Origin of the sequence: Streptomyces sp. NPDC086835 (assembly GCF_044745705.1) — a bacterium.
Taxonomy (GTDB): domain Bacteria; phylum Actinomycetota; class Actinomycetes; order Streptomycetales; family Streptomycetaceae; genus Streptomyces.
This window is the reverse complement of the sequence record NZ_JBIVAU010000002.1, coordinates 739529-755803: the sequence shown is the minus strand read 5'-3', so window position 1 is coordinate 755803 and position 16275 is coordinate 739529. Positions and strand designations below refer to the sequence as shown.

General features: G+C 71.8%; 16 protein-coding genes and 1 tRNA gene. 7 read left to right on the top strand and 10 right to left on the bottom strand.

Annotated elements, in window-relative coordinates:
• Positions 1 to 73: 73 nt before the first annotated feature.
• The 6 genes from ACIPJI_RS09575 to ACIPJI_RS09550 all read right to left on the bottom strand — a co-directional run bounded on the left by ACIPJI_RS09575 (position 74) and on the right by ACIPJI_RS09550 (position 5657).
• A complete protein-coding gene (locus ACIPJI_RS09575; RefSeq protein WP_402245797.1) occupies positions 74 to 1261 on the bottom strand; it encodes an HD-GYP domain-containing protein in 1188 nt (395 codons plus the stop codon).
• Positions 1262 to 1352: 91 nt separating this feature from the next.
• A complete protein-coding gene (locus ACIPJI_RS09570) occupies positions 1353 to 2738 on the bottom strand; it encodes an HD-GYP domain-containing protein (RefSeq protein WP_402245368.1) in 1386 nt (461 codons plus the stop codon).
• 174 nt (positions 2739 to 2912) lie between these two features.
• The gene (gene rsrA / locus ACIPJI_RS09565; RefSeq protein WP_005312173.1) at positions 2913 to 3209 is read right to left on the bottom strand and encodes a mycothiol system anti-sigma-R factor; all 297 of its coding nucleotides are present in this window, start codon (positions 3207 to 3209) and stop codon (positions 2913 to 2915) included.
• A complete protein-coding gene (locus ACIPJI_RS09560) occupies positions 3206 to 3871 on the bottom strand; it encodes a sigma-70 family RNA polymerase sigma factor (RefSeq protein WP_037773788.1) in 666 nt (221 codons plus the stop codon). Before ACIPJI_RS09560 ends, rsrA begins: the two co-directional genes overlap by 4 nt.
• A 248-nt stretch (positions 3872 to 4119) precedes the next feature.
• Positions 4120 to 4755, bottom strand: a complete 636-nt coding sequence (locus ACIPJI_RS09555; RefSeq protein WP_356621345.1) for an alpha/beta family hydrolase — start codon at positions 4753 to 4755, stop codon at positions 4120 to 4122.
• Between the two features lie 86 nt (positions 4756 to 4841).
• Positions 4842 to 5657, bottom strand: coding sequence for an SOS response-associated peptidase (locus ACIPJI_RS09550; RefSeq protein WP_307708198.1), 816 nt, complete (start codon positions 5655 to 5657; stop codon positions 4842 to 4844).
• A gap of 50 nt (positions 5658 to 5707) precedes the next feature.
• Between ACIPJI_RS09550 and ACIPJI_RS09545 the strand changes: the two genes are divergently transcribed.
• The 4 genes from ACIPJI_RS09545 to ACIPJI_RS09530 all read left to right on the top strand — a co-directional run bounded on the left by ACIPJI_RS09545 (position 5708) and on the right by ACIPJI_RS09530 (position 9385).
• On the top strand, positions 5708 to 6442 hold the full coding sequence (locus ACIPJI_RS09545) for a M50 family metallopeptidase (protein ID WP_307708197.1): 735 nt from the start codon (positions 5708 to 5710) through the stop codon (positions 6440 to 6442).
• 100 nt (positions 6443 to 6542) lie between these two features.
• Positions 6543 to 7904 (top strand): 3-phosphoshikimate 1-carboxyvinyltransferase, encoded by a 1362-nt coding sequence (gene aroA / locus ACIPJI_RS09540; protein ID WP_307708196.1) that lies wholly within the window; start codon positions 6543 to 6545, stop codon positions 7902 to 7904.
• Positions 7905 to 7908: 4 nt separating this feature from the next.
• Complete coding sequence (gene rsgA / locus ACIPJI_RS09535; protein ID WP_356621343.1) at positions 7909 to 8922, top strand: ribosome small subunit-dependent GTPase A; 1014 nt, start codon at positions 7909 to 7911, stop codon at positions 8920 to 8922.
• Between the two features lie 139 nt (positions 8923 to 9061).
• Complete coding sequence (locus ACIPJI_RS09530; RefSeq protein WP_356621419.1) at positions 9062 to 9385, top strand: multidrug efflux SMR transporter; 324 nt, start codon at positions 9062 to 9064, stop codon at positions 9383 to 9385.
• On the opposite strand, the gene ACIPJI_RS09525 is transcribed toward ACIPJI_RS09530, so the two are convergent.
• Positions 9351 to 9992, bottom strand: coding sequence for a TetR/AcrR family transcriptional regulator (locus ACIPJI_RS09525; RefSeq protein ID WP_402245365.1), 642 nt, complete (start codon positions 9990 to 9992; stop codon positions 9351 to 9353). The two genes, ACIPJI_RS09530 and ACIPJI_RS09525, sit on opposite strands and share 35 nt — an antisense overlap.
• Positions 9993 to 10123: 131 nt before the next feature.
• Here ACIPJI_RS09525 and hisN point away from each other — a divergent pair, with 131 nt between their 5' ends.
• Positions 10124 to 10924 carry a histidinol-phosphatase gene (hisN, locus tag ACIPJI_RS09520; RefSeq protein WP_307708193.1) on the top strand — a complete coding sequence of 267 codons (801 nt, stop codon included), beginning with the start codon at positions 10124 to 10126 and terminating at the stop codon, positions 10922 to 10924.
• Positions 10925 to 11139: 215 nt separating this feature from the next.
• Entirely contained in the window at positions 11140 to 11529 is a 390-nt protein-coding gene (locus ACIPJI_RS09515) for a cyclic nucleotide-binding/CBS domain-containing protein (RefSeq protein ID WP_307708192.1), read from the top strand.
• Positions 11530 to 11636: 107 nt separating this feature from the next.
• Here the strand turns inward: ACIPJI_RS09515 and ACIPJI_RS09510 are convergent, their stop codons facing one another.
• The gene (locus tag ACIPJI_RS09510) at positions 11637 to 13088 is read right to left on the bottom strand and encodes a catalase (protein WP_307708191.1); all 1452 of its coding nucleotides are present in this window, start codon (positions 13086 to 13088) and stop codon (positions 11637 to 11639) included.
• A gap of 160 nt (positions 13089 to 13248) precedes the next feature.
• On the opposite strand from ACIPJI_RS09510, the gene ACIPJI_RS09505 reads away from it, so the two are divergent.
• Complete coding sequence (locus tag ACIPJI_RS09505; protein WP_402245363.1) at positions 13249 to 13665, top strand: Fur family transcriptional regulator; 417 nt, start codon at positions 13249 to 13251, stop codon at positions 13663 to 13665.
• A 124-nt stretch (positions 13666 to 13789) separates the two neighbouring features.
• Here the strand turns inward: ACIPJI_RS09505 and ACIPJI_RS09500 are convergent.
• Positions 13790 to 13863: transfer RNA gene (locus tag ACIPJI_RS09500), tRNA-Met, on the bottom strand.
• Positions 13864 to 13928: 65 nt separating this feature from the next.
• A complete protein-coding gene (locus tag ACIPJI_RS09495) occupies positions 13929 to 16133 on the bottom strand; it encodes a tetratricopeptide repeat protein (RefSeq protein WP_402245361.1) in 2205 nt (734 codons plus the stop codon).
• Positions 16134 to 16275: the final 142 nt, after the last annotated feature.

The following is a 16275-nucleotide window of genomic DNA, read 5'->3' as shown; positions in this document are numbered from 1 at the left end:
CATCCAACCATGCCCGGTCGCAGGCTCGCTCATTACCCATGGGTTACCCCGTGGGGACAAGGGCCGGACCGCCTCACACAAGGACTCTGCCCAGGACTCTGGCCAGGGATTCGACCACCTCGGGCTGGTAGTCGTGCCCTGTGCCCAGCCTCAGCTGCTCCAGTGCGGCCAGCGCCCCGCCCGCTCTGCCTCCGCTTCCCCCGGTCAGGTCGTCGTATGCGTTGACAGCACGCACGATCCTGGCGGCCAGGGGCTGGTCCCGGTACGGGTCGGCCTGCTGTTCCACGACGGCGGCCACGGCCGCCGGGACGCCGGTGCGCCGGACCACGGCCCCGCCGAGCAGCGCGATACGGCGCTGCTCGGCCGGCGGCAGCGAAGCGGTGGCACCGTCCGGTACGGGGTCGACGAGGGAAAGCTGCCCGATGTCGTGCATCAGCGCCGCGTACTCGAGCAGGGTCAGGTCGGGCCCGGACAGGCCCATCTCCCGTCCGACGGCCGTGCTGAGCTCCGCGACGCGGCGGGCGTGGCCCTGCCGGGTGTAGCCGGCGACCTCGGTGGCGCGGGCGAGGGAGGCGATCGTCTGCCCGTAGGTGGCGCGCACGGCCGCGTACCGCCGGAAGGACAGCTGGGTGAGCAGCAACGGCACACAGAACACCGGCAGGGCCCACAGGCCCGCGACGGCCACCGCCAGGGCCATGACCGCGCCGGTCGCGCCGACGGCGGAGCCGATACCCGGCAGCGCCCGGAGCTCGTCCCGCAGCAGCGGCCCGAAGGGGTGGCCGGTGTGGGCGCGCAGCATGACGGCGGCCAGCACGGCGTCGCACAGCGCGGTCAGCACCAGCAGGACCAGCAGGAAGAGGGCGTAGTAGGGACCCTGCCCGAGCCACAGGCCCAACTCGCCTGAGATGTACAGCGGCTGGAAGCACACCGCGGCGAATCCGACGGTCAGCACCCGCCGTGCCACATGGTCGAGCGCGGGTCCCTGCCCCCGGGCGACGTGCGGCACGGCGCCGACGAGTGCGCCGGCGACGACGACGGCGACGACCTGGAAGGCCCCGTGCCCCGTCGGCTCCCCGGCGCACTCGCCGAGCAGCGCGTACGCCAGCGCGCCCGCGGCCCCGAGCGGGGCGGGCTCCCTCTCCCCGGGGACCGCTCCCCACCGGGCGAGCTCCCCGACGGCGATGAACGCGCCGAAGGCGAGGGCGTTCACGGGCTGTGCCACCCCGTGGGACACGACCCACACGAGGGCGATCGCGGTCACGGCGACCGCGGCCGTGTGGATGGCATGGAGGACGCGTACGGGCCGGCGTGCGCGGGGGCCTTTCACGCCCGGCTCCGCCGGAGTGGGCCGCTCACCCTGTCCGTATCTGATGCGAAGCCCCCGTTCCCGGCGACCGCGGCGTCCGGGGCGGCCCCATCGGCACCGCCGCCTCGTCGGAGGTCACCGATGTCTGCCACCCGTGCCGCTCCAGCGCACGTACCAGGGCGCGCACCATCCTCGGGTCGAACTGCGTACCGGCGCACCGCTCCAGCTCGCGCAGGGCGACCGCCACCGGCCGGGCGCGCCGGTAGGAGCGGGTGGACGTCATCGCGTCGAACGCGTCGGCCACCGCCACCACCCGGGCGAACTCGGGGATCTGGTGGCCCACCAGTCCGTACGGGTATCCGCTGCCGTCCATGCGTTCGTGGTGGTGCAGGATCGCCGCCCGGGCCTCCCCCAGGAATCCGATGCCACGCACCATCTCGTGCCCGTACTCCGGGTGGAGCTCGATCACCCGCCGCTCCTCCGGCGTCAGCGGCCCCTCCTTGCGGAGCACCCTCGTCGGCACGCCCAGCTTGCCCACGTCGTGCAGGATGCCGGCGAACCGGACGACTTCGAGGCGCTCCTCCTCCATGCTCAGTTCCCGGGCGATCAGCACCGAGGCCCGGCCGACGCGTTCGCTGTGCCCGCGCGTGTACCGGTCCTTGATGTCGACGGCCTGCACCAGGGCCCGGATCGTCGCCTGATGGGCGGCGCGCTCGCGGTGGTACTGGGTGAAGATCCAGCAGGAGATGTACATGGGCAGCAGCACGAACAGGGCGGAGAGCGGCCCGTACGAGCTGCCCCACAGGACCGCCATCATCAGCCCGGCGAGCCCGTGCACACAGTGCGGTGCCGCCGAGCCGGAAAGACCCCGCCGGACGGCGGGCGGGGGAACCCTCCCCCACTGCGCGCTGCGCGCAGGAGGTGCCACGACCGCTGTGGCGCGGATGCCGCCGTCGAGGACGGTCAGGAGCAGACAGCAGGCGAGCGACCCGGCGAGGGCCGGTACGAGCGCGTACGGGAAGTCCGGCGCCCGCGGCGCCTGTTCGCCGCCGCACAGCAGATAGACATGGGCGGCGCCCCAGGTGGCGAGGGACAACCGGGCCGCGCGCCACGTCCGCCGGACCCGGGCCGGCGGTCCGTCCACCCGCCCGAGCAGCGCGCCCGGCACGGGGACCAGAGCGGCCGCGGCGGGCGGCAGCAGAAAGGCCGCTGCCAGCAGCACGGGGAAGAACGTGCCCGCACCGACGGGGGCGGAGTCGTCGCCGTCACGCCGGCGGGCGGGCAGCTCGCCTCCGGCATACAGGGCGGCGAGCAGCAGTACGGTCGGCCAGGGCACCACGGCGGCGGGGAGCGCCACCGGAGCGGCGGCGACCGCGGCGCAGAGGATCACGGCGAGGATGTACGCGCGCGCCGCCGCCGGTATGGCCGTCACTGCCCCACGCCCTCCTCACAACCTCCTCGAGGAGCGCCACGCTAGCGAGTCGGGGAGTGACAGGAGGAGGTACGGCGAGCATTCGCACGTACGGGTGACAGGGCCGAGAACGCACAGGGTGCGCCGCGATGTTCGCGACGCACCCTGTGCGCATGGCCGGTGTGGACGGCGGCCCTAGTCCTGGGCGGTCGCCACGTCCTTGTCGGGGACGGCCTGCCCCGAGCGGATCAGGTCGATGCGCCCCATGACCTTGGCCCGCAGGTCGCTGGGCACGTCGTCCTGCCCGCAGCAACGCTTGACCAGCTTCTTCACCGCTTGCTCCAGGCCGTACTTCTCCAGGCACGGGGAGCACTCCTCGAAGTGCACCTCGAACTTGGTGCAGTCGCTGTCGGGCATCTCGTGGTCGAGGAACTCGTAGAGATGGTCCAGGACCTCCGAGCAGTCCGTCTCGTGCGGCTCTCCGCAGCTCATGAGCCCGAGCCTTTCGCGTCGTTCGACTCCCCCGCACCGGCCGGGACGAGCCCGCGCTCGCGGGCGTAGTCCTCGAGCATGCCGCGCAGTTGGCGGCGGCCGCGGTGCAGGCGGGACATCACCGTACCGATGGGTGTTCCCATGATGTCCGCGATCTCCTTGTACGCAAAGCCCTCGACGTCGGCGAGATAGACCGCGATCCGGAACTCCTCGGGGATCGCCTGCAGGGCTTCCTTGACGTCCGAGTCCGGCAGATGGTCGAGGGCCTGCGACTCAGCGGAGCGCAGCCCGGTCGACATGTGCGACTCGGCGCGCGCGAGCTGCCAGTCCTCGATCTCCTCCGCCGCGCTGCGCTGGGGCTCGCGCTGCTTCTTGCGGTAGGAGTTGATGAAGGTGTTCGTGAGGATCCGGTACATCCACGCCTTGAGGTTCGTGCCCTCACGGAACTGGTGGAAGGACCCGTACGCCTTCGCGTACGTCTCCTGCACAAGATCCTCGGCATCGGCGGGATTGCGCGTCATGCGCAGCGCGGCCGAATACATCTGGTCCAGGTAGCCGAGAGCGTCCCGCTCGAAGCGGGCATTGCGCTCGAGCGTCGTCTCCTCGGACGTCTGCGCCTGACCGTCGTCGGTCCCTGCGTCGGTCCCAGTGACCGGACCCACCTCCTCCAACGCTGTGGCGGGGCCGAATGCCGACCCGCTCGAATCGGAGAATAGTCGACCTTGGTCCGCCGGGCCCTGCCGATTCATGTCACCCGCCGCACGAACCGGCCCGCTCTTGCCCTGCGACAGCACCGTCCAGTCCAACCCGTTGGCGCGCTCGGCTGTCGGGCAGAAGGTCGTACCCATGCGGCGGACTCCCTACTCCATGCTCTGTTCTGACGTTCGCCTCAACAGCGACGGCCGGTGTCTCATTCCCGCAAGGAGCCGGTCCATCTGGTCACGGCGTCCGTGATGGTGAGAAGGGTCTCGTCCTCGGTGGTCCCGGCACGCTTGGGCACGGCGAACCCGTGGTCCCCGTGTGCCACTTCCACCAGTTCGTAGGCCCCCTCGGGGAACTCGCCGGGCCTGCCGAAGGGGTCGCTGCCGCCTTGCACCACCAGCGTCGGCACGCCCGCGCCGAGCAGCTCGTCCGCGCGGGACTTCTCCGGCCGCCCCGGCGGGTGCAGCGGGAAACTCAGCGCCAGAACGGCCGACGCACCGAGCTCCGCGGCGGTCCTGCACGCCACGCGCGCGCCGGCGCTGCGTCCGCCGGCGACGACCGGCAGCCCCTTCTTCGCGAGCGCCGGCCAGAGGTCGCGCCACGCGGCGTCCAGGGTCCGCGGCGCGGGAGCCACCTTCTTGCCCGCCACCCGCCACGGCTGCTCCACGAGGGCGACGGTGACGCCGTGCGCGGGCAGGACGCGCGCGATCGCCTGCAGATCGCGCGCTTCGATCCCGCCGCCCGCACCGTGACCGAGCGCCAGCACGAGGTGCGCGCGCTTCGCGCCGAACCAGGTGATCCGGGCGTCCCCGCCGGCGACCTCGATGATCTCTTTCCGCTCCATCCGGCCATTCTGGCGCGAGGCCGCCGGCCGCGCCGTTCCCGTGCGCGGTCCTGGCGGCCCTGTCGATCAGGAGGAACGCCCCCGGGTCAGAACAGCGTCGCCTCTTCCGGCGCGGGCAGCTCCTCCAGCAGCTCCGGCCCGTTGTTCCGCACGTTGCTCACCGCCGTCGTGACGGGATACGCCCGCATCAGCCCGCCCGGCGGCGGCTCCAGCAGCGACCGCAGCTCCTCCGGGTCGGTCCGGGCCGGGTCCAGCCACGCGTCCCAGCGTTCCGGCGTCAGCATCAGCGGCATCCGGGGGTGGATGTCCGCCAGCGCATGGGGTCCCTCCGCCGGCGCGACGCCCAGCGGCCCGGTCTCCGCCTCCGTCGTGATCACGGAACAGGTCACCCACCACGCCTGCGGATGGTCGTCCGGCAGGGTGCGGTCGCGCCAGAACTCGTAGAGACCCGCCATCGCGAACACCGACCCGTCGGCGGGCGTGACGAAGTACGGCTGCTTCCGCGGCCGCTTCTTCTTCCCCTCGACCTCCAGCTGCCGTTCGCCGGAGCCGGTCACCCACTCGTAATAGCCGTCGGCGGGCAGGATGCAGCGCCGGGTGAGGAAGGGCCGGCGGAACGACGGCTTGTCGTGCACCGTCTCCGCCCGCGCGTTGATCATCCGCGCCGCGCCCTCCGGCGTCTTGGCCCACGAGGGCACCAGCCCCCACTTCAACGTGCGCAGCTGGCGAACCGGAGCGGGGTCGCCCGCGTCCTTGAGAGGGCGTTCGAGAATCGCGTAGACCTCTTTGGTGGGCGCCACGTTCCAGTCGGGTTCCAGGGTCTCCTTCGGCTCCCACTTCTCGACCTCGAAGATCCCTACGAGGTCCTCCGGCCTACGACTCGCTGCATACCGTCCGCACATAAGTGCCACACTGCCACTTCCGTACGCCGTCCGAGGGAGCCGCCCGCGAAATGGTCACCACATACGCCGGCGCCGCGAGCGCGTCACTCACCGACCTGTGGGACCGCCTCTTCGGCACCCAGACCGCTCCGGAGCCGTGGCTCGTCGCCGTCACCGGGCTGGTGTCGCTCGCCGCGGTCATGCCGAACTTCCTGTGGCGTCTGACACGTAACGCCGTCACGATCGCCCACGAGGGCGGCCACGGGCTCGTGGCCCTGGTGACGGGACGCCGGCTGCAGGGCATCCGGCTGCACTCCGACACCAGCGGTCTGACCGTCAGCCGCGGCAGGCCGACCGGCATCGGGATGATCCTCACGGCCGCCGCGGGCTACACGGCGGCCCCGCTGCTGGGCCTGGGCGGCGCCTGGCTGCTCGCAGCGCACCACATCACGCTGCTGCTGTGGCTGGCGACCGCGCTGCTGCTGGCGCTGCTCGTCATGGTGCGCAACGCGTACGGGGTGCTGACGGTCACGGTCACCGGGGCGGCGTTCCTGCTGGTCTCGTGGCTGACGGGGCCGGCCGTGCAGGCCGTCTTCGCGTACACGGCCGTCTGGTTCATGCTGCTCGGCGGGGTGCGGCCGGCCTTCGAGCTCCAGTCCAAGCGGCGGTACGGCGGTGCGCCGGACTCGGACGCCGACCAGCTCGCCAGACTCACCCATGTGCCACCGGCGATCTGGTTGTTCTTCTTCCACGCGGTGTCGGTCTGTTCGCTGATCGGCGGCGGCCGCTGGCTGCTCGGCCTGTGAGACTCCGGCCGTCACACCGCCTACCACCTCCCCGTTACACCCCGGTTTCCACGTATTTGATCAAGATCTGGGTTCGCGCAGAGCCACTAAAGTGAGGGCCATGACCGAAAGCGCCGTGCAGCCCGCCCTCTGGCCCGCCCCCCTTGCGACCGGAGCCGTCGAAGCGACGGTCACCGTGCCCGGTTCGAAATCCGTCACCAATCGCGCCCTCGTCCTGGCGGCGCTGGCCGCCGAGCCTGGTTGGCTGCGCCGCCCGCTGCGCTCGCGCGACACCCTGCTGATGTCCGCGGCCCTTCAGGCGATGGGCGTGGGCATCGAGGAGACGGTCTCTTCGAGCACCGCGGGCGGCTCGGCCGACGAGCCCGTCGGCGGAGCCGGCGAGGCATGGCGCGTGATCCCCTCCGGCCTGAACGGACCCGCCACCGTCGATGTCGGCAACGCGGGCACCGTGATGCGTTTCCTGCCGCCGGTCGCCGCGCTGGCCGACGGTCCGATCCGCTTCGACGGCGACCCTCGTTCGTACGAGCGCCCGCTGAACGGCGTCATCGACGCGCTGCGGACGCTCGGCGCCCGGATCGACGACGACGGCCGCGGCTCGCTGCCCATGACCGTGCACGGTGGCGGCGCCCTGGAGGGCGGGCCGGTACGGATCGACGCCTCCTCGTCGTCCCAGTTCGTCTCCGCGCTGCTGCTGTCCGCCCCGCGCTTCAACCAGGGCGTGGAGGTGCGGCATGTCGGCGGCCGGCTCCCGTCCATGCCCCACATCCGGATGACCGTGGACATGCTGCGCGCCGTGGGCGCCCAGGTCGACGAGCCGGAGACCGGCGGCGAGCCCGATGTCTGGCGGGTGTCGCACAGCGCGCTGCTCGGTCGCGACCTGACGATCGAACCGGATCTGTCCAACGCCCAGCCGTTCCTGGCGGCGGCCCTGGTGACCGGCGGCCGGGTGACGATCCCTGACTGGCCGGAGCGCACCACCCAGCCCGGTGACGCGCTGCGTGAGATCTTCACCGAGATGGGCGGTTCCTGCGAACTGACGACTACGCCGAACGGAACGGCCCTGGTCTTCACCGGCAGCGGCCGTATCCACGGCATCGACGTCGACCTCGGCGAGGTCGGCGAGCTGACGCCTGGCATCGCGGCGGTCGCGGCGCTCGCCGACTCCCCGTCGACGCTGCGCGGTGTGGCCCATCTACGTCTGCACGAGACGGACCGGCTGGCGGCACTCACCAAGGAGATCAACGAGCTCGGCGGCGACGTGACCGAGACGGAGGACGGCCTCCACATCCGCCCGCGTCCCCTCCACGGCGGGGTCTTCCGCACCTACGACGACCACCGGATGGCGACGGCGGGCTCGGTGATCGGTCTCGCGGTCGACGGCGTGCAGATCGAGAACGTGGCGACGACCGCCAAGACCCTGCCCGACTTCCCGCAGATGTGGGCCGAAATGCTCGGGGCCTGACATCATGCGGCGCTACGGCAAGAACACCGACGAGGACGACATCCGGTCCCGGCCCAACCGCAAGGGCAACCGGCCCAGGACCAACATCCGCCCCAAGCACGAGGACGCCCTGGAGGGCATGGTCCTCACCGTCGACCGCGGCAGGCTGACCTGCCTCGTCGGGGACCGGATCATCACGGCGATGAAGGCCCGGGAACTGGGCCGCAAAGCGGCCGTCGTCGGTGACCGGGTCGGGATCGTGGGCGACCTCTCGGGCGACAAGGACACCCTCGCGAGGATCGTCCGCATCGAGAAGCGCTCCTCGGTGCTGCGCCGTACCGCCGACGACGACGATCCGTTCGAGCGGGTCGTCGTCGCGAACGCCGACCGGCTCGCCATCGTCACCGCCCTCGCCGATCCCGAGCCGCGCCCGCGCCTGATCGACCGCTGTCTGGTCGCGGCGTACGACGGAGGGCTCGAACCGCTGCTGGTGCTGACGAAGTCGGATCTCGCGTCGCCCGACGAACTGCTGGAGATGTACGGCGCGCTGGGCGTCCCGTACGTGGTCACCACGCGGGACGAGTTCGTCGACGGGCGCGCCGCGGAGCGGGTGCGCGAGCATCTGGTCGGCCGGACGACCGCGTTCGTCGGGCACTCCGGCGTCGGCAAGACGACCCTGGTCAACGCCCTCGTCCCGGACGAGATGCGGCGGAGCACCGGCCATGTCAACGCGGTCACGGGCCGAGGGCGGCACACCACGACCTCCGCCCTCGCCCTCCCGCTCGGGGACGACAAGGGCGGCTGGGTGATCGACACTCCCGGGGTGCGCTCCTTCGGACTGCACCATGTCGACCCGTCCCGCGTCATCAACGCCTTCCCCGACCTGGTGCCGGGCACCGAGGGCTGCCCGCGCGCCTGCTCGCACGACGAGCCGGAATGCGCTCTGGACGAGTGGGTGGCACAGGGCCACGCCGATCCTGCGCGGCTCTATTCGCTGCGGCGGCTGCTCGCCACCCGTGAGCGACGCGAAGGCGACTGAGTCATCGGTGTTTGCCGTCCCCGACGCCTGGTAAGTGCATAATCGCACCAGGTCGGACCGGCCGGTCATGACCGATCGGTCCGAGGCCCGGTCGGTCCCGGACCAGGCAGTCGTCGACTACGCGGGAGGCCCGGTACTCATGGCGTGGCTGCTGGTGGTGGTGGCGGGGTTCCTCGAAACGGGCTTCGCCGTGTGTCTCAAGCTGTCCCACGGCTTCACGAGGCTGTGGCCGACGGTCGCCTTCGCCGCCTTCGCGCTGGGCAGCTTCGGTCTGCTGACCCTGTCGCTGAAGAAGCTCGACGTGGGCCCGGCCTACGCGGTGTGGACGGGGATCGGAGCCGCCGGCACCGCGATCTACGGCATGGTCTTCCTCGACGACCTGGTCTCCACCCTCAAGATCATCTCGATCACGCTGGTGATCGTCGGGGTCATCGGTCTGCAGCTCTCGGGCTCGTCGCGGTGACTCCGTCGCCCAACGCCGCCCGCACCAGCTGGGCGACACTCCCACCGGCGGGCGCGACGACGAAGGACAGCGCGAGCCGCACCGCGAGTTCGCAGCGCTGAGGCAGGTCGCCCGGCTCGCCGTCACCGTCCCAGGGCCTGCGGCCGTGTCCCGGCGCGGCGAGCGAACGGTCCCGCACGGCCGCGACCAGTTCCGCCGGACCGGGCAGCCGCGCGTCCGCGCGGCGCTGGGCGGGCACCCGCGAGAGCACGGTCCCGCCGCGGACCGGGCGCGGCACCGGCAGCCGTTCACCCCAGCAGCCGGTGAGCAGTGCGCGCAGCACGGGTCTCGCACACGCCTCGGCGACGGTCCACTCGGCGACGGACACGAGCCGGTCGGCAACCGAGCCACTCTGCGTCATCAGCCGTTCCACCCCGCGCAGGTACGCGTCGGCCTCGCGCCGCACGAGGGCGCGGGCGAGGCCGTCCTTGCTGCCGAACTCGTTGTAGAGGGTCTGGCGGGAGACGCCCGCGGCGGAGGCGACGTCGACCATCCGTATCCCGGACCAGGGCAGGTCGCGCAGCGCCGCCAGAGCGGCGTTCAGCAGTGACTCCCGCGCTGCAGGCATGGTCGCCTCCCCGGCCGAGCAACTCCGGTCACAGAGTTGACGGGCTGCGTTCCACTGTCAATACAGGCGGCAGGAGGCATCGCCGCGGGCGGCCCGGGAACGACCGGGCCTGCACAGATAGAGTGGCGGCCATGCCCGACTACCACGATGATCTGCGGCTTGCCCACGTCCTCGCGGACGCCGCCGACGCCACCACCATGGACCGGTTCAAGGCCCTCGACCTCAAGGTCGAGACGAAACCGGACATGACACCGGTGAGCGAGGCCGACAAGGCGGCGGAGGAACTCATCCGGGGGCATCTGCAACGAGCACGGCCACGCGACGCGATCCTCGGCGAGGAGTTCGGCGTCGAGGGCACCGGGCCGCGGCGCTGGGTCGTCGACCCGATCGACGGCACGAAGAACTACGTGCGCGGCGTGCCGGTCTGGGCGACGCTGATCTCGCTCATGGAGGCGGGAGAGGGCGGCTACCAGCCGGTCGTGGGCGTCGTGTCGGCACCGGCGCTCGGCAGGCGCTGGTGGGCCGCGAAGGGCGGGGGGGCGTACACGGGCCGCAGCCTGACGTCCGCCACCCGCCTGCACGTCTCGAAGGTCGAGCGCATAGAGGATGCCTCCTTCGCGTACTCGTCATTGACCGGCTGGGAGGCCCAGGGCCGTCTCGACGGGTTCATGGACCTGACGCGCGCGGTCTGGCGCACCCGGGGCTACGGCGACTTCTGGCCGTACATGATGGTCGCCGAGGGCTCGGTCGACATCTGCGCGGAGCCGGAGCTGTCCCTGTGGGACATGGCCGCGCCGGCGATCGTCGTCCAGGAGGCGGGTGGCGTCTTCACAGGCCTCGACGGGCGGCAGGGACCGCACAGCGGCAACGCCGCGGCGTCGAACGGGCTCCTCCATGAGGAGCTGCTGGGTTACCTCAACCAGCAGTACTGAGGGACACACTCGCGGCGGCATCAGCGCCGGTGGGCGGGCGTGCGCCGCTCGGGCAGGGGCGTACGCCGGCCCGCCGGAGGCTCACGCGCGGGCCGGAGAGGCCGCGCACGCCCTCTTGCTGCCGTCCCGAAGGGCTGCAACTCTGAGAGTCCCCACACTTGTGAACTTGTGAATCGGTTCTCTTGCGGCCGATCACCAAGGAGGTGGCTCCCTTCATGCTCGTCCGTGACGCCATGAGCACGGTGGTCCTCACCATCGGACCCGCACACACACTCCGCCAGGCGGCCCGGCTGATGGCCGCACGCCGCATAGGCGCGGCAGTGGTCCTCGACTCCGACTCGAGCCTCGGCATCCTCACAGAACGGGACATCCTGAACTCGGTCGGCCTGGGGCAGGACCCCGACCTGGAGACCGCCGGCACCCACACCACCACCGACGTCGTCTTCGCCGCGCCTTCCTGGACCCTGGAGGAGGCGGCCGCAGCCATGACTCACGGCGGGTTCCGCCATCTGATCGTGACGGACGGGGACGGGCCCATCGGCGTCGTCTCCGTCCGCGACATCATCCGCTGCTGGGCCCCGGCCAGGAGCCGGGTGGTCGCCTAGGGGCCCTCACCGGGCCCCGGCCCGGCGGGTTCGGTACGGGAAGCGCACGCGGAAGGGGCCGGATCCCTCCCGGGATCCGGCCCCTTCCTCTGCGACAAGCAGTGCCGTCAGCCGCGCAGGGCCTGGACCGCGGCTTCGAGCCGCTTGCCGAAGTCACCGTCCGCCTGGCGGAAGTTGTTGATCGCACGCTCGGCGATGTCGTCACGCGACACCTTGGCGATGAAGCCCGCCAGGTTGTCGATGAGACGGTCCTTCTCGTCCTCGGACATCAGGCGGTAGAGGTTGCCCGCCTGGACGAAGTCGTTGTCCTCGGAGTGGACCGGGGCCGCGTGGTCGCCGGTCACGCCGGTCACCGGGATCGGCTGCCACAGCGCGCGGTCCGTCTGGTGCGGGCCGCCGAAGCTGTTCGGCTCGTAGTTCTTCGCGCCCTTGTGGCGGCCGTCGTACAGGAGGCCGTCACGGGAATGGGTGCGCGCCTCGGTGGCGTGCGGGCGGTTCACCGGCAGGTGGTCGGCGTTGATGCCGACGCGGTAGCGGTGAGCGTCGCCGTACGCGAAGAGACGGCCCTGGAGCATCTTGTCCGGGGAGGGGCCGATGCCCGGCACGAAGTGGGCGGGGCTGAAGATGGACTGCTCGACCTCGGCGAAGATGTTCTCCGGGTTGCGGTTGAGCTCCAGCTTGCCGATCTCGATCGGCGGGTAGTCCCCGTGCGGCCACACCTTGGTGAGGTCGAAGGGGTTGAAGCGGTAGGTCGCCGCCTCGGCCGCCGGCATGATCTGCACCTGCACGGTCCACGTCGGGAAGTCACCGCGCTCGATGGCCTCGCGCAGGTCGCGCTGGTGGGAGTCCGGATCCTCACCGGCGAGCTTGTTGGCCTCGGCCTGGGTGAGGTTCTTGATGCCCTGGTCGGTCTTGAAGTGGTACTTGACCCAGAAGACCTCTCCGGCCTCGTTGTTCCACTGGTAGGTGTGGGAACCGAAGCCGTCCATGTGGCGGTAGCTCGCCGGGATGCCGCGGTCGCCGAACAGCCAGGTCACCTGGTGGGTGGACTCGGGAGAGAGCCCCCAGAAGTCCCAGACGTTGTCCGCCTCCTGGGACCCGGTGTACGGGTCGCGCTTCTGGGTGTGGATGAAGTCGGGGAACTTGATGGCGTCCTTGATGAAGAACACCGGGGTGTTGTTGCCGACGAGGTCGTAGTTGCCCTCTTCGGTGTAGAACTTCAGCGCCCAGCCACGCGGGTCACGCACCGCGTCCGCCGCGCCGAGGTTGCCGGCGACGGTCGAGAAGCGCAGGAAGGTCTCGGTCTGCTTGCCGACCTCGGAGAGGAACTTCGCGCGTGTCCACTGCGAGACGTCGCGGGTCAGGGTGAAGGTGCCGTAGGCGCCCGCGCCACGCGCGTGGACGACACGCTCCGGGATGCGCTCGCGGTTGAAGTGCGCGAGCTTCTCGAGCAGCAGCTGGTCCTGGACAAGCACCGGCCCGCCGACGCCTGCGGTCTCGCTGTTCTGGTTGTCGGCGACCGGAGCCCCGGCCTCCGTGGTGAGCGGTCCCTGCGTCACGTGCGCCTCCTGCGTCATGTACTGCCCAGTCGTTCGTGCACACGACCTGTCCTTGGCGTGCGCTGGTCCCGATCCTACAATGGACAATGTCTAAGTCAAGCGAACATCCAAAGTCACACTTGTTCGGGATACGGCTCCCACCACTGTTAGGCTGGTGCTCATGAGTGACCTGTTGGAACGACTTCGCGGACGCGGCTGGCGTATGACCGCCCAGCGGCGTGTCGTGGCCGAGGTCCTCGACGGCGAACACGTGCATCTGACCGCCGACGAGGTGCACGCCCGAGCGGTGAAGCTGCTGCCCGAGATCTCCCGGGCGACCGTCTACAACACCCTGGGCGAACTGGTGAGCCTCGGCGAGGTGCTCGAGGTGTCGACCGACCGCCGCGCCAAGCGGTACGACCCGAACGCCCACCGCCCCCACCAGCACCTGGTCTGCGCCCGCTGCGGCGCGATCCGCGACGTGCACCCGGTGGGCAACCCGCTGGCCGGCCTCCCGGACACGGAGCGCTTCGGCTTCACGATCTCCGACGTCGAGGTGACGTACCGCGGCACCTGCCCGAACTGCGCTGCCGGGTGACGTAGGCGACACAGACCCACAGGCGACGAAGAGGCCCCCGATGTCCACATCGGGGGCCTCTTCGCGTCCGGCCGGAACAAAACACCGAAGGCCCGGATCCAAGGATCCGGGCCTTCGGTTTCAGTAGCGGGGACAGGATTTGAACCTGCGACCTCTGGGTTATGAGCCCAGCGAGCTACCGAGCTGCTCCACCCCGCGGCGATGAACCCAACAGTACGTCACCCCGCCGACCAGCGCAAATCCCTTGAGGCCCTGGACAGGGCCTAAGCGGTGAGCTCCTGGAGCAGTGCCTCACGCAGTCGTGCGGCCCGCTCAGCGACCTCCGCGGGGCCGAGCTCGACGGCCCTGGCGCACCACCGCTGGCCGTCGGCCAGCTCTCCCCGGCGAGCGGCGAGCAGCGCCAGCCGCAGTGCGGCCCTGCCGTGCCCGGCCCGGGCGGCCCGCGTCCACCACAGCGATGCCTCACGCTCGCTGCCCTCGCGGGCGAGCAGGAGCCCGAGGTTGAACGCGCCGCTGCGGCTGCCCGCCTCCGCCGCCTCGCGGTACCAGCGGGCGGCGTCGGCCGTGTCACCGCGTGCGGCGGCCAGCATGCCCACCCGCACCTGGGCACGACGGTGGCCCTGCTCGGCGGCCCGCTCGTACCACTCCTCGCACTCGCTCTTCTCCGCCACCGGCTCGCCGAGGGCCGGCGGTCCGGGCGGCGGGCGGCGGGCGTCCAGCACACTCGCGAGCCGGAACGCCGCCTCCGCGCTGCCGCCGCCCGCGGCGCAGCGCAGATGACGCTCCGCGCCCTGCTCGTCACCGTCCCTGAGCAGGGCGATGCCGACCTGGAGCGCCGCCTCCGTGTGCCCGGCCGCGGCGGCCCGCTCGTACCAGGTGAGAGCCGTACGGTCGTCGTCGCGGCCGGCGTGGAGGATGCCCAGGTTGAAGGCGGCGTCGACACTGCCGGCCTCCGCCGCCTTGGAGAACCACGGCTCGGCGCCGACCGGATCGCCCGCCTGAAGCAGCAGGACGGCGAGCGCGTTGGCGGCCTCGCGGTGTCCGGCGTAGGCAGCGCGGCGGTACCACTGCTCGGCCTGGGCCGTACGGTCCTGGGCAGCGCAGAGCAGACCCAGGTTGTACGCGCCGTTGACGTCACCCGCGTCCATGGCGGCGCGGTACCAGCGCTCAGCCGTCTGCGGCTCACCCCTGGCCGCGTGCAGCGCTCCGAGGGCGTTGGCCGCGTTGCCGTCGCCGTCCTGGGCGGCTCGCAGCCACCACACGGCGGCGCTCTCCTCGTCACCCGCGTCGCGCAGCAGGAAGGCGAGCGCGCAGGCGGCACGGGCCTCGCCGTCCTTGGCGGCCGTGAGGTACCAGCGTCCGGCCTCCTTCAGACGGCCGCGCCTCTCGAGGATCGCCCCCAGGTGCAGGGCGGCCCGCCGGTGCCCTCGTGCGGCGGCCTGCCGGTACCACTGGGCGGCCTCGTCGAGCAGGGCCCCGCCCTGATCCGCGGTCCGCTCCGGCGCGCCGGAGCCGGTCGCACCGGGACGGCCGTCACGTGCCCGGCGTCCGCCCGGGTGCTCGCCCGCTGCGGCCTCCGCGTCAGAGAGCACGCGCAGCGCGGGGTCGGTCTGCCCGACGGCGCCTGGGCCCGTCACGGCGGCCACCGGCTCGGCGCGACGCGCCTCGGACCGTCCCGCACCGCCCCTGGACACACCGGCGGGCCGCGCTCCGTCCTCACCGCGACGGGCACGCCGCACGGCGCCCCTCGCGGCACCCGGCTCCGCGGGTCCGGTGCCGACCAGCCTGCCGACGCCGTCGGTCCTGCGGCCCTCCTCCGCCGCCCGGCGCTCCAGGGCGCGGGCGAGCCGGTACGCCGCCTCGCGGTGGCCCTGCTCCGCGGCCGTGCGCAGCCAGCGCTCGGCGCCCACGTCGCTGCGGTGCTCCAGCAGGTCGGCTAGTGCGTACGCGCCGAGGGCATGGCCCTGCTCCGCGGACTGGCGCAGCCAGTACTCGGCGGCCGGCTCGTCGCCCCGCTCGCGGAAGTGACGTCCCAGGGCGTGCGCGGCGGCGGCGGATCCGGCCACGGCGGCGATCCGCCACCAGCCGGCCGCCTCGTCCGCGTAGCCGCGCTGGTGGAGGAGCACGCCGAGGTTGTTGGCCGCCGCGCGGTCGCCGTCGGCGGTGGCGCCCCGTAGATAGGGCTCCGCGCCGTCGAGGTCTCCACGGCGCAGCAGCAGCGCGCCGAGGACGCTCATCGCAGCGGTGTCACCGGCGTCGGCAGCGCTCCGGTGGCGCGCCTCGGCGCCGGCGGTCTCCACCGTGTCGGCGCCGTTGTCGTCCGTGTCGTCGTGACCGGTGTCGCTCCGGTTCTTGCCCGTGTGGTCGGCGCGGACCGCGGCGTCGATCGCGTCCGCCACGTTTCCGGCATGCGGCTGCACAAACCGCCCTGTCTCCAACAGAGTTGCCCTGTCCCCCATAAATTCCATCGTCGCACCACCTGCAACCCGCGTACACCTGGTATACCGCAGCCAGAGAGGTCACTTCAGCGTTTTGTCGACATGCCCACAGAGAGATAAGTCAAACACGTTCGGGCCCAACTCACGGCCCGCGGCGCGCACTTCGGCGTCA

Excerpts from the sequence above, each read along its gene's own strand:
- hisN (WP_307708193.1), top strand. The coding sequence starts at position 10,124 with ATGCCCGACTACCACGATGATCTGCGGCTTGCCCACGTCCTCGCGGAC.
- ACIPJI_RS09555 (WP_356621345.1), bottom strand. The coding sequence starts at position 4,755 with ATGGAGCGGAAAGAGATCATCGAGGTCGCCGGCGGGGACGCCCGGATC.
- ACIPJI_RS09525 (WP_402245365.1), bottom strand. The coding sequence starts at position 9,992 with ATGCCTGCAGCGCGGGAGTCACTGCTGAACGCCGCTCTGGCGGCGCTG.
- ACIPJI_RS09495 (WP_402245361.1), bottom strand. The coding sequence starts at position 16,133 with ATGGAATTTATGGGGGACAGGGCAACTCTGTTGGAGACAGGGCGGTTT.
- ACIPJI_RS09530 (WP_356621419.1), top strand. The coding sequence starts at position 9,062 with ATGGCGTGGCTGCTGGTGGTGGTGGCGGGGTTCCTCGAAACGGGCTTC.
- aroA (WP_307708196.1), top strand. The coding sequence starts at position 6,543 with ATGACCGAAAGCGCCGTGCAGCCCGCCCTCTGGCCCGCCCCCCTTGCG.
- ACIPJI_RS09515 (WP_307708192.1), top strand. The coding sequence starts at position 11,140 with ATGCTCGTCCGTGACGCCATGAGCACGGTGGTCCTCACCATCGGACCC.
- rsgA (WP_356621343.1), top strand. The coding sequence starts at position 7,909 with ATGCGGCGCTACGGCAAGAACACCGACGAGGACGACATCCGGTCCCGG.
- ACIPJI_RS09505 (WP_402245363.1), top strand. The coding sequence starts at position 13,249 with ATGAGTGACCTGTTGGAACGACTTCGCGGACGCGGCTGGCGTATGACC.
- rsrA (WP_005312173.1), bottom strand. The coding sequence starts at position 3,209 with ATGAGCTGCGGAGAGCCGCACGAGACGGACTGCTCGGAGGTCCTGGAC.
- ACIPJI_RS09550 (WP_307708198.1), bottom strand. The coding sequence starts at position 5,657 with ATGTGCGGACGGTATGCAGCGAGTCGTAGGCCGGAGGACCTCGTAGGG.
- ACIPJI_RS09545 (WP_307708197.1), top strand. The coding sequence starts at position 5,708 with ATGGTCACCACATACGCCGGCGCCGCGAGCGCGTCACTCACCGACCTG.